Here is a 12,422-nt window from a genome sequence, read left to right as displayed (position 1 = left end):
TGGTTCTGCAAGCCAACCCGGAAATCCCTCATGAACAAAATCTTGGTCATCGAAGACAATGACGACATCCGCGAAAACGTCAAGGAAATACTGACACTGGGCGGCTACAAGGTTTTTGAGTCGGACAACGGGAAAACTGGTACGGAACTGGCCATCCGGGAAACACCAGATGTCATCCTGTGCGACATCATGATGCGCGACCTCGATGGATACGGCGTGTTCCATTTGCTGCAGAAGAACGCGGTTACCAAAGCGATTCCATTTATTTTCATGACGGCCAAGACCGAACGTGCCGACATCCGCAAAGGCATGGAACTCGGCGCCGACGATTACCTTACCAAACCGTTTGACGACACCGAATTGCTCAACGCCATCGAAACGCGGCTCAGGAAAAAGCAGTCGCAAGTGGAGTTCTATAGCAAGAATGTCGGGCAACTCTCGGCCCTTGTTGCCCAGAAAGAAGGCTTGAAGGAATTGAAAGCCGCGCTCGAGGAACGAAAAGTCAGGACGTTCAAGAAAAATCAGGAAATTTACTTCGAAGGCGACCGCGCGGGCGGGATTTGGCTCGTGCTCGACGGCCGCGTCAAAACCACCAAAATGGCCGAAGACGGCCGCGAACTCATGACCGGTATTTTTGAAGCCGAGCAATTCCTGGCGACCAATACACTGTTTTCAGACGGCAATTATGTGGACACCGCCGTGGCCGCCGAAGAAAGCCATCTGGTGCATTTCCCGCGGGAACAGTTCGAGGATTTCATCAACCGCTACCCCGATGTAGCCGGCAAATTCATCAAAATCCTGAGCAGCCAAGTGCGCAGCCAAGAGGAACAACTCATGCAATTGGCCTATCATTCGGTCAGGAAGCGCATCGCCGAAAGCATCCTACGGCTGTACCGTCAAGACAAGGGAAAAGGTTCGGTGAGCATCAGCCGAGTTGATCTCGCCGCGCTGTCGGGAACCGCACCCGAAACTGTCAGCCGCACCCTGTCTGACCTGAAAGACGAGGGCATCATCGGGAAAAAAGGCAGCGCCATCACCGTACTCGATGCCTCGAGATTGGAGAAGGTCAAGAACTAGTCGCGAAGCTTGCCCATGCAAAACCTCGGTCATTGCGTCGTTTTGTGGCTTATGATGCGTGTCATTTTGTTTCCGCCCGCGATGCCGGAGTTTTGTACCGATGCCAACAACCCAACATAAACCGCAGGCCAAAGTTTCGGCACTCCGCAGACAGGAATCCGTTTTCGGCCTGATCCGCAATTTTTTGATTGAATTGGGCGAACTGGTGTATTTTGCGCGTCGTTTCTTCGCCGAAGTATTCAAACAGCCTTATGAATTCAAGGAATTGCGCCGCCAATGTTTTTATATCGGCAACCGGTCTTTGGGATTGGTCGCGGTCACGGCCTTTATCATCGGAATGGTTTTAACCTTGCAATCGCGGCCTACGCTTGAAGAATTCGGTGCTGTTTCGTGGATGTCATCTATGGTGAGCATTTCCATTGTGCGCGAAATCGGACCGATCATCACGGCGCTCATTTGTGCCGGCCGGGTGTCATCGGGCATCAGCGCCGAAATCGGGTCGATGCGCGTGAGCGAACAGATCGATGCCATGGAAGTCTCGGGTACGAATCCGTTCCGGTACCTTGTGGTGACCCGGATCGTGGCGTGTACGTTTATGCTGCCGCTGCTGGTGATCATCGGAGACGCCATAGCCATTTACAGTTCTTTCCTGGTGGAACATGTAAAGGGCAATGTCTCGCTGGTGCTGTATTTCAACGAAGTGTTCGAGGCGCTCAAGTTCAGTGATATTTTGCCTGCCACGATCAAGACGTTTTTCTTCGGCTTTGCCATCGGGTTGGTCGGGACATTCAAAGGATATTTCTGCAAAAAAGGTACGGCCGGCGTCGGCGTCGCGGCCAATTCTGCCGTCGTGGTTACCTCAATGCTGCTGTTCTTCATCGATTTCATCGCCGTACTGGCGGCCAATATCATTTACCATGAATAAGTTGCCTCCACCGGTCATCGACATCAGGAAACTGTGCAAAAGCTATGGCTCGCACACCGTACTCGATGGGTTTAACCTCACCTTGTACGAGGGCGAAAACCTGGTGGTCATGGGCAAATCGGGTTCGGGTAAATCGGTGATGATCAAATGCATCGTCGGGCTCGAAGATTACGACGCCGGGACGATTACCGTCATGGGGAAAGAAGTTTCCAAGCTCGAACACGACGCACTCGACGCCTTGCGCACCGATATTGGCTTCCTGTTTCAAGGCAGCGCTTTGTATGATTCGATGTCGGTTCGGGAAAACCTCGAATTTCCGTTGCGCCGCCACCGCGAGAAGTTCCGCGATGCGAAAGATACGACACCCTTGGTCATGGAAGCCTTGGAAAATGTAGGTTTGCCCGATGTCATCGACTTGATGCCCGAAGAACTTTCCGGTGGTATGAAACGGCGCGTGGCGCTGGCCCGGACGCTCATTCTGCAGCCTAAGATCATCCTGTACGACGAACCGACGACCGGCCTCGATCCGATCACCGCGAAAGAAATCATCGGCCTGATCGAGTCGGTCCAGGAAAAATACCGAACTTCGTCCATCATCATCACCCATGATGTAGATTGTGCACGCGTCATTGCCGACCGCATGATCTTGCTCATCGACGGCGTTAACTACGCCGAAGGCACGTTTACTGAGTTGTCTGCGTCCGAAGATCCAAAAATTCAAGCCTTTTTTAAATGACATGAAAGAAACCGCTTCACAGAAATTCAGGCTTGGCCTTTTCACGGTACTCGGCACGTTGGTTTTCGTGGCGGCCATTTATTTTATCGGAAACAAGCAGGATCTTTTTGGACGGACGGCTGAACTGAATGCGATTTTCAACGATGTCAACGGCCTGCAACCGGGCAATAACGTGCGCTATTCGGGTATCGACATCGGGACGGTGCGGCATATCGAAATGGTGAATGATTCGGCCATCAAGGTCGAAATGGCGATAGACCGTAAGATTTTACCGCGCATCAAGACCGATGCCGTGGCCACGATCAATTCCGACGGATTGGTAGGCAGCATGATCGTCAACATCATTCCCGGGCGCGGGCGCAAACCTTCTTTGCAAGAAGGTGCTACCATTGCTTCTTACAGCCGTGTCCGTACCGACGACATGCTCAAGACCTTAAGCGTCACGAACGAAAACGCCGCCTTATTGACGCGAGATTTGCTCAAGATCACCAACCAGATTACGCAAGGTCAGGGCAGCGTAGGGGTATTGCTCAATGACCAACAACTGGCCGCCGACATCAAGGAAACCGTGCGGTACCTCAAGATCAGCAGTCAGGAAACGGCCGCGTCCATGGCGCAAGTCAACAAGTTATTGGCTTCGCTCGATAGAAAAGACAATGCCATTGGCGTGCTGAAAGATACCGCTGTGGCCGGGCAACTCAAACGCACCGTGGCCAACCTGGAACAATCGAGCCGCGCGGTGAACCAGACGCTCGGGAAGTTGGATGCCGCCGTGGCTGAGATTAAAGACGGCGAGAGTGCCGTTAACTATCTGACGAAAGACCCGAAATCGGCGCGCCAAATCGACTCGATGATGACCAACATCAACAAGGCGGCCATTTTGCTCCAGCAGGATTTGGAAGCCTTGAAACACAATTTTTTGTTGCGCGGGTATTTTAAGAAACAGGAGAAGAAGGCGAAAAAGCAGCCGTGATTACAGAAGCATAGTGTTCTTTCGGCTCAAAAAAAACCGGGAAGTTGTCCCGGTTTGTCTTAACGAAGTATTTCCTGCAATGGCCGTTTGATGGTGGCATTTTCGGACTTGTGCAGTTCGCGCCTAAGTTCCAGCAACAGGAAGTCACTTTCATCGTCATTGAGTTTTTTGACCTCGTCCCTGATGCGGCTCGCCAAAGTGAACTTATAGGGCGTGGCTTTGAGTTTCTGTACAATTTCTTGCGCTTCCATCTCAATTTGGGTTTGGTTTCCCATAAAGTTAAGGAACAGACTGTGAATCGGCTGTTAAGTCTTTGCTAATGAAACGCAAAATGAAGGCTAGAAATCGTCAATTGCTCTTCCGGCATTTGTCGCTGCAGAATTTCACCGCTTCCCAAACCTTCTCCCATTTCTTCCGCCACGTGAACGGACGTTGGCACCGCGCACAGATTTTTTGCGGCAGGTGTTGCTTTTTTACGCCTTTCATCACTTCATGACGCTGCCCATGCCACCATTGATGCCAATGATTTGTCCTGTCATCCAATGTGCTTCGGTGAGCAGGAATTTGGCGATTGCGGCAATGTCTTCCGGCGTGCCGATGCGCTTGAGCGGATGCCGGTCTGCGTTGGCCTGTCTTTTCGCATCTGAATTCAGTAGCATACCCGCCAATGGCGTATCGGTGAGCGATGGCGCGACGCAGTTTACCCGTATTGTCGGTGCAAGTTCAGCCGACAGGGATTTGGTCAAACCTTCCACACCAGATTTCACGATGCCGACGCTCGTATGGAACGGCATACCGGTTTGGGCCGCCACGGAACTGAAAAACACAATGTTAGGATCTTCGGCGCTGCGCAGGTTTGGCAGGTATTTCTGTACCATCGCCAATCCGCCCAAAACACTGACACTGAAATCGTCCAAGATGTCTTTTCGTTTGAGCGCATTTAGCGGTTTTAGCGTAATGGTTCCGGGGCAATACACCAGTCCGTCGAGGGTTTCGCTCCAATCGGGTAGTGGCGCATCGTCCAGGAAATCATGTCGGAGAAAGGTCATTTCCGGCCCAACATGTTCCGCGTTACGACCAATTGCGACGACTTTGTGGCCATCATGCAACAATTTCTGGGCGAGGGATTTTCCGATGCCGCTGCCGGCGCCGGCAATGAGGTAAGTTTTTGTACTCATAGGTATTTCAGGCATTTTTGATAGTATTTTGAAAACGATGGGAAAAAGCCCGTGACTTCGGGAACAATCCAGTCGCGCGGTTCGGTTTCGGCATCGGTAAAAACCAGTAAGGGATGCTCTTTGGAGATGAAAAGGTGATTCGGATACGCCGCTTTCAGCTGGGAGAATGCGCCGCAATAAATGATGAGGTTTGGAATGTTCGTGGCGAGTTTTAAGGTGAATTCCATTACTTTTTCGCTCACCGGGAAACGCCTGAAATGCGACGGTTCCAGAATGAGTAAGCGGTGACAATCGTCGTCCCTATGCCACAATGGATCGAGGTTGTAAAACGTGTAAAGCAATACGGGTTTGCCGCTTAGTTTGGGTAATGGCGTCTCGGGAAGCAAGGTTTCTAGGATGGGCGCGGTGTGTTCCTTGAGTATTTCCGGAACGGGAAGTTGGCCCAACTTTTCATAAGTCGTGTCCAGGAACGTCCGGTGCTGTACGCTTCGGCTGTAATGGTTTATGTTTTCCTGATTGGCAATGTAGTTTTTCCCGGTGAGATGGCCGGCTACCCATTGCCAACTCGCATAGTTGCTCGCAATGTCTGCATCCAGTAAATGATAATACATCCACCGCGCGGGGATTTGAAACCCACATTTTGCGATATTGCAACACAGCGCCGCGACATACATCCGGAAATGGTTGTGCATGTATCCGGTTTCGTACAGCGATTCAATGGCTTGGTCGATGGCCGAAATCCCCGATGCGGCGTTGAGTACGGCAATCGGGATTCCGTTGCGTGAAGATATCCAGTCTTCGGGCCGTACAGGTTTGTCGCACAAATCGGGCTTGTCCTGCAATAACCTTTGGAAATAGTCCCGCCACAACAGTTCCTGAATGAATTTCCCTTTTGCCGCCCCGGGATTTTTGGCGACGATGGTCTCAAAGACGAATCGCGTGGAAATGCATCCGCGCGAAATGTATGGCGACAATCGGGAAACCGCGCCATCCGCGAAATTCCGTGTTTCGGCGTAAGCCTTTTCGTCAAAAGCATTAACGGCGGCCAAAATGTCCTGAAAAGCAGTGAATGGCTTGTTCATGGTATAATTTCTACGGCTAAAAGTAGCGATAAAAATTAAAATGTTTAACTAATTTTAATAAAAGTTAAACAAAATGGCTAAAAGTAGCTTTTCTATAATGGCTATCGAAAATTCCGTCCTTTGTAAAATACATTTTCCAAGTCGCTCTTTTCGTCGCCTCGTGCGAAAGTACCCATCGCCGAATCTGCACACACGGTGTCATTCAACCCGCGTAGCAGATGGGAAATGTTATGGCATTGGTGTGCCACCACATGGATGACTTCCCGTTCAACCTGAAGTTTGCCTTCCACCATGAGCAGCCGCGCCTGAATGATGTCCCGGCGGTGTTTCTCAAATACTTTTTCCCAAACCACCAGATTCGCGAACCCGGTTTCATCCTCGATGGTGATGAAGAGCACGCCTTTGGCTGTTCCCGGCCGCTGCCTGACGGTAATCAGCCCGGCGACTTTTACAGGATCGCCATTCTTAAGACGCGGCAAATCACCGGTTGGTGTCATGCGCAACCGATCCAGTTCCGGACGCAGGAAATGGACCGGATGTGCCTTTACAGACAAACCTGTTGTGGCGTAGTCTTCCACGACATGAGCGGCATCGGTCAAAAAAGGCAGCGACAATTGCGGTTCATGCACGCTCGCAGACGGCTGTCCTTCAAACAACCCGATAGGATTGTCAGACAACGCCGATACTTCCCACAGCGCCCGCCGACGGTCTAACCCGATGGAGCGGAATGCATCGGCATTGGCCAGTTTTTCCAGCGCTGACATGGCAACACCCGCATCGACCAATTCATTGATGGAAGTAAAAGTTCCCTTTCTTGCCGAAACCAATAAACCAATGTCTTCGGCCTGCAATCCTTTGACTTGCCTGAAACCCAGCCGGAGCGCGTGGTAATTTCCTGACTTTTCTTCCAGGACATTATCCCAAAAAGAATGGTTGATGTCTACTGGACGCACGTTTACGCCATGTCTGCGCGCATCGATGACGATCTGGGCAGGCTGGTAAAAACCCATGGGCATGCTGTTGAGCAAGGCCGTGGCAAATACGTCGGGATAGTAGCACTTGATCCAGGACGACACATAGACCAATAGGGCAAAGCTGGCGGCGTGACTTTCGGGGAAACCATAAGACCCGAAACCTTCCAGTTGCCGGAATACACGCTTGGCGAAATGTTCCTCATAGCCTTTCTGCACCATGCCGTCCACGAGTTTTCGTTCCCAATCGCTGACTTTTCCTTTGGCTTTGAACGTGGCCATGCTCCGGCGCAAACCATCGGCTTCAGCTGGCGTAAAACCTGCGGCGACAATCGCGATTTCCATGGCTTGTTCCTGGAACAACGGCACGCCCAACGTCCGGCCCAGGATTTCTTTGAGTTCTTCCGACGGAAATTCCACCGGATCGATCCCGTCGCGGCGTCGCAAATACGGATGCACCATGTCGCCCTGGATGGGGCCGGGCCGCACAATGGCTACCTCGATCACCAAATCATAGAAGCATTTCGGCCTCAATCTCGGCAGCATGGACATCTGGGCACGGCTTTCAATCTGGAAAACACCAAGTGTATCAGCGGCGCTCACCATATCGTACACCGCTTTGTCTTCCTGCGGGATGTTGGCCAAGGTCAGATGCAATCCGTAATGGACTTTGGCCAAATCGAACGCCTTGCGTATACAGGTCAGCATCCCGAGCGCCAACACATCGACCTTCAGAAAGCCCAGCGCCTCGATGTCGTCTTTGTTCCATTCCATATTGGTACGGCCGTCCATACGCGCATTCAGTATCGGGCATAAGTCCGACAATTTTCCTTGGGTAATGATGAAACCACCGGTATGTTGCCCCAGTTGTCGTGGGAAACCTACATATTCCCGTGTGAGTTGCAATACTTTCATCAGATGCGGATCGCTGAGGTCAAAACCTTCGGAAGTGACGCGGCCATCGTCCAACTCATCGCGGAATTCCCAAACTGACGCCGCCAAACGGTCCACGGCATCAGCAGACAACCCCATGGCTTTCGCCACATCGCGGATCGCGCCTTTCCAATGGACTTGCGTCACGGTAGCCACGATGGCAGCCCGGTCCCGACCATATTTTTCATAGATGTATTGGATGACTTCCTCCCGTCGTTCGTGTTCGAAATCTACATCGATATCGGGCGGTTCGTCGCGCGCGTCGGACATGAACCTGGCAAAAAGCACCTTGAATCGCGACGGGTCAACCGAAGTAATTCCCAGACAATAGCACACCACCGAATTCGCCGCCGAGCCACGTCCTTGACACAAAATGTCCCGGCTTCGGGCAAACCGCACGAAATCGTGGACGGTCAAAAAGTAGGAAGCGTAATTTTTCCGTTTGATGAATTCCAGCTCGTAATCAATCGTATCTCTTACCTTTTCAAAACCTTCAGCGGTAAATTTTTCCCTTGCGCCTTCCCACGTAAGCAATTCAAGTTCTTCCTGGGGCGTACGATTTTCCGAGGTCAATTCTTCGGGATAGACATATTCCAGGCTGTCGAGCGAAAATTGGCAGGCGGCGGCAAATGTTTGTGTGGCCGACAAAGCATCCGGGTATTGCCGGAATAACCGCTGCATTTCATCCATAGGTTTGAGATGGCGTTCGGCATTTTGGTGCAATTTGAAACCGGCCGTGTGGATGTTGCATTTTTCACGTATACAGGTGAGCACATCCTGTAGTGCCCGGCGCTCCGGCGCGTGGTAATAAACATCGTTTGTGGCCACGAGCGGGATTTCCAACGATTCCGAAAGCTGCCGGAGCCGATGCATCCGTTTGTGGTCGTTGGCCTGATACGAACGGTTTATACCCAGATGAAGCGACAGGCCCAGTCGCTCTTTGTATTCACGTAAGGTTGATTTAAATTCCTGATCGAAATCGAAATCCGTGTTCAGCGACAACGGTGCCAGCGCGATGAACCGAACGCTGTGCGCCGAAGCGAAAACATCACTTTTATACAATAGGCATTGGCCTTTCTCGGCACGCAGGTTTCCGACGGACAGCAACCCGGACAAGTTGGCATATCCTTGCTTATCGGTTGGATAGGCGAGCAGCGGTGGCCCGTCGCACAGTTCCAGCCGACAGCCCACGATTAAACGGATGCCAGCCTTCTTCGCCGCGACGTGGGCCCGGACGATACCCGCCAAGGTGTTATAGTCGGTAATGGCGATATGCGGATAACCTAACAATGCCGCCTGCGCCACGATTTCTTCGGGGTGCGAGCCGCCGCGCAGGAAGCTGAAGTTGCTGGTGACTTGTAATTCGGTGTACATCAGGCAAAAAATCCGTGGATGAACCATTGTGGCGCACCCGGTTGGTATGGGCCGGAGCGGAAAAGCCAGTAACGCGCGCCGTTTTCGTCTTCCACGCCGTAGTAATCGCGATAAAATCCGTCGGAAATCCACCATTCCTGTTCGATGCGTTCCGGCCCGTCGGACTTGACGATGTGGTGCACGTCGCCTTTATACCGAAATACCATCGGCGGATAATCCGGCAAGGCCGCACTGACTTCAATGGCTTCGGGTTTGGCTAACAAATGCACAGGGCGCGGCCAGTCCTCGCGCCATTTTGCTGTAGGTTTTTCCCACAAGGGCGTGGCCGGTTTGGCCGACCGTTCGGGCCAATAGTGTTCGGCCGGAAGGTAACGCCTGATGTTCACCTGCCCGATGCGTGCCACGATACGATCCAGCAATTCGGCGATTTTTCTGTTGTTTTGCCCCGAAGCATCCCAGATCGCGGCTTGTTCGTGGGCTACGCTTTCCACTTTGGGCGCTTCCAGCACAAACATCTCAAAGCCTAGGTCGGGTTGGAATTGCCCGATTTTGTGCTCGAAAAGTTTAAGGAGGTGTCCTATATTTTGCGATGGCTGCCCAGTGCCGATCTCGATTTGTTGTACTTGTCCGTCTACCCGGAACGCCTTGAAGACGGCTTGTCGTAACCCGACGCCTTCGGCTTTCATCCGCAGGCAAAGGTTTTCAAATAATTGTTGCAGGGCAATCCGTATACCGGTGGCCGTAACGATGTGTTCCATACAGCACAATTGTTCGCGGTAAGGCGCAACAGGTTTTATCGGGCACATGGGCTCGATTTCCTGTCCTAATGCTTGGCGGATGCGTTGGGGCAACAACGTCCCAAACCGTCTTCGCAAACTGGCGGGCGGCATATCGATGAAACTCCCGACGTGGGTCAAACCCAATTTCTTCAACCGGTCCAGCAGCACCTCATCGAGCCGCAAAGCCGCTGCAGGCAAGCGTTTCATGAAGTCGTATTGGCGGTTTGGCTTGACCACTACCGGCGACGGGCCGAAACGCGCCGCTGCCCAAGCCGTGCCAATGGTGTCGGCCATGCCCAACTGGACGCTGTAGCCGTAGCTGTTGAGCCGGGACTTGATATGCTCCAGATACGGCTTTTCGCCGCCCCAAAGATGTGGGCAGCCGCTGGTGTCGAGCAACAGGCCATCGGGCAAATCAACCGCAGCAACAGGCGTGTAACCGATGCACCATTCGGCCAACGATGTCAGGATTTTTTTTGCCTTTCCGGGTGCTGCTTCCAATACCTGTAAATCAGGGAACAACGCTTTGCAATCGGCCACAACCATTTGGGGCGCAATCCCTTTTTGTACCGCCAGCCGGTTGGCCGATTCCACGACCATGCGTCCGCGTTGCCGGGAAGCGATCACAAACGGCATGTCGCGGTATTGCGGTTTGCGCCGCACGGTATAATCGGGCAACAGGAAAGGAAACCATATGGAAGCATAGCGAGGCATTATCCGGCTTGTTTTTCTGGATTTTGGATGTTTGAAGGCGCGTCGTACAAGGTTTGGAAACCGTCGTCAGCCCAACGGATGCGCCAGGACTTGGGTTTCCCGTTTTTTACTTTCAGCAGTTGCACTTCCCAGCAGTAGTAGCCGATGCCGGGCAAACCGTCCGGGGAAAAGCTGGGTAGCGGCGTGATTTTCCAGCGCGTCGTACAGGCCACCGCATTTTCGGTTCTTGGGGAATGGCGATGGATGAAGCCTGTAACGCCGCTACGCTCCATGGCGAGCAATAACCTTCGCGATTCGGTAAAACCGAGTTCCTTGGTATCTGCCACCACCGCCGACAGCACGTCGCATTTCAAGGCTTCTTCGGTTGTCCATAATATATCTTTGAGTTTGGATGTGTTGACAAAAACGATACGGTCGGGGTTGATTCCGAAGTGTTTCAATCCCGGCGGATAAACATTCCTGTTTCCTACCCAAAGACAAACCCCGTTTTCCTTAGTGAATTTACCTGCCAAAGCGGTGATGAATGCGCTGGTGGCTGCGGCCTGGTGCGGCTCATGACTGATGAATTCATGGATGGCCGTCTTCGGGAAAACCCCATGTGGAAAGGCTTCGTTGAAAGGTTCGAAACCTTTAGGAACCAGTCCGTCGGAAGGTTTCCCTAAGCCTTGCATCAAGTTGATTTTAGACTGGAGTTGCCGCGCTATCGCTCGTTTGTTTGCATCCGGTAACACTTTTATAGGGATTTAATTGTAAGATACAGCAAAGTTACATACATTTGTTGTTGTAACTTACAACATTAACACATGTCGCTTTTTTCAGACAACCTCCGTTACTTGCGTGAAGGGCGCAAAGAAAGTCAACAGCAAACCGCTGAAAATCTTGGGATTAAGCGTGCGCGGTATGAGCCGTACGAAAGCGGGAAAATTGAGCCACCGTATGATATATTGAAAAAGATTTCGCGGCATTTCAACATCAGTATCGACCTGTTGTTGTCTGTGGACATCCGCAAATACCAGCTTCAGGATTTGCTCAAACTAGAGGACAACCGCATTGTCCTGCCCATTAAAGTGGATAGCAAAGGCCGCAACCTGATTGAAGTGGTGCCGCACAAGGCGCGCGCGGGTTACCTGACGGGCTATTCGGATCCGGAGTACATCGAAAGCCTGCAACAAATCGCCTTGCCGTTCCTTGGGCCGGGTAAATTCAGGGCTTTCCCGATAGGTGGCGATTCGATGCCGCCGCACGACGACCGCAGTTTCATCGTAGGCCGGTATGTCGAAAACCTCGGCGAAATCAAAAAAGACAAAACCTATATTCTGATCACCACCAGCGAAGGCATCACCTATAAAAGACTGGGCGGGAAAAACCCGGATTCCTTGACGGTGTTGCCCGACAACATCATTTACCACCCGTACGAAATAAAGCTGTCGGAAATCCTTGAAATCTGGGAATATGTGGCGCACATCGGGCAAAATGATGCTTTGCAGGAATCGCCAGACCAAACCCAATCCATGCTGCGCAACCTCATGCTGGAGTTACAGGACATCAAGAAAGGAATGGGCAAAGCGTAAACGCGCCGGTAGCAGAAGTTGGGTTTTCCACGTAAAAAAATGCGAACGAATAAAAAAATGTATTACATTAGAAGCCAGTGTTTTATATTTACTTCGCATTAATAAACCA

12 protein-coding genes are annotated in these 12,422 nt (G+C 51.9%); 5 read left to right on the top strand and 7 right to left on the bottom strand.

Features of this window, described 5'->3' with window-relative positions; all coding sequences use genetic code 11:
- Positions 1-30: 30 nt before the first annotated feature.
- The 4 genes from ACM9J1_RS10705 (at position 31) to ACM9J1_RS10690 (ending at position 3,711) form a co-directional block, all read left to right on the top strand.
- Positions 31-1,077, top strand: coding sequence for a response regulator (locus ACM9J1_RS10705; protein WP_415582035.1), 1,047 nt, complete (start codon positions 31-33; stop codon positions 1,075-1,077).
- 100 nt (positions 1,078-1,177) lie between these two features.
- Complete coding sequence (locus tag ACM9J1_RS10700) at positions 1,178-2,002, top strand: MlaE family ABC transporter permease (protein WP_415582034.1); 825 nt, start codon at positions 1,178-1,180, stop codon at positions 2,000-2,002.
- Positions 1,995-2,738, top strand: coding sequence for an ABC transporter ATP-binding protein (locus ACM9J1_RS10695; RefSeq protein WP_415582033.1), 744 nt, complete (start codon positions 1,995-1,997; stop codon positions 2,736-2,738). Before ACM9J1_RS10700 ends, ACM9J1_RS10695 begins: the two co-directional genes overlap by 8 nt.
- Before the next feature lies 1 nt (position 2,739).
- Positions 2,740-3,711, top strand: coding sequence for an MlaD family protein (locus tag ACM9J1_RS10690; RefSeq protein WP_415582032.1), 972 nt, complete (start codon positions 2,740-2,742; stop codon positions 3,709-3,711).
- A 59-nt stretch (positions 3,712-3,770) separates the two neighbouring features.
- Here the strand turns inward: ACM9J1_RS10690 and ACM9J1_RS10685 are convergent, their stop codons facing one another.
- The 7 genes from ACM9J1_RS10685 to ACM9J1_RS10655 all read right to left on the bottom strand — a co-directional run bounded on the left by ACM9J1_RS10685 (position 3,771) and on the right by ACM9J1_RS10655 (position 11,473).
- Positions 3,771-3,962 (bottom strand): hypothetical protein, encoded by a 192-nt coding sequence (locus ACM9J1_RS10685; RefSeq protein ID WP_415582031.1) that lies wholly within the window; start codon positions 3,960-3,962, stop codon positions 3,771-3,773.
- Positions 3,963-4,059: 97 nt separating this feature from the next.
- Positions 4,060-4,197, bottom strand: a complete 138-nt coding sequence (locus ACM9J1_RS10680) for a DUF2256 domain-containing protein (protein ID WP_415582030.1) — start codon at positions 4,195-4,197, stop codon at positions 4,060-4,062.
- Positions 4,197-4,889 (bottom strand): SDR family NAD(P)-dependent oxidoreductase, encoded by a 693-nt coding sequence (locus ACM9J1_RS10675; RefSeq protein ID WP_415582029.1) that lies wholly within the window; start codon positions 4,887-4,889, stop codon positions 4,197-4,199. Before ACM9J1_RS10675 ends, ACM9J1_RS10680 begins: the two co-directional genes overlap by 1 nt.
- Positions 4,886-5,971 (bottom strand): FAD-binding domain-containing protein, encoded by a 1,086-nt coding sequence (locus ACM9J1_RS10670; protein ID WP_415582028.1) that lies wholly within the window; start codon positions 5,969-5,971, stop codon positions 4,886-4,888. Before ACM9J1_RS10670 ends, ACM9J1_RS10675 begins: the two co-directional genes overlap by 4 nt.
- 101 nt (positions 5,972-6,072) lie before the next feature.
- Positions 6,073-9,249 (bottom strand): error-prone DNA polymerase, encoded by a 3,177-nt coding sequence (locus tag ACM9J1_RS10665; RefSeq protein WP_415582027.1) that lies wholly within the window; start codon positions 9,247-9,249, stop codon positions 6,073-6,075.
- Positions 9,249-10,742, bottom strand: a complete 1,494-nt coding sequence (locus ACM9J1_RS10660) for a Y-family DNA polymerase (RefSeq protein WP_415582026.1) — start codon at positions 10,740-10,742, stop codon at positions 9,249-9,251. The genes ACM9J1_RS10665 and ACM9J1_RS10660 overlap by 1 nt, the downstream gene beginning before the upstream one ends.
- Complete coding sequence (locus ACM9J1_RS10655) at positions 10,742-11,473, bottom strand: ImuA family protein (protein WP_415582025.1); 732 nt, start codon at positions 11,471-11,473, stop codon at positions 10,742-10,744. Before ACM9J1_RS10655 ends, ACM9J1_RS10660 begins: the two co-directional genes overlap by 1 nt.
- 72 nt (positions 11,474-11,545) lie before the next feature.
- Here ACM9J1_RS10655 and ACM9J1_RS10650 point away from each other — a divergent pair, with 72 nt between their 5' ends.
- A complete protein-coding gene (locus ACM9J1_RS10650; RefSeq protein WP_415582024.1) occupies positions 11,546-12,313 on the top strand; it encodes an XRE family transcriptional regulator in 768 nt (255 codons plus the stop codon).
- Positions 12,314-12,422 lie beyond the last annotated feature (109 nt).

This window comes from Flavobacterium longum (genome assembly GCF_965137575.1).
GTDB lineage: Bacteria > Bacteroidota > Bacteroidia > Flavobacteriales > Flavobacteriaceae > Flavobacterium > Flavobacterium longum.
Note: the sequence above shows the minus strand (reverse complement) of the source record. Positions and strands in the feature narration are given on the sequence as shown.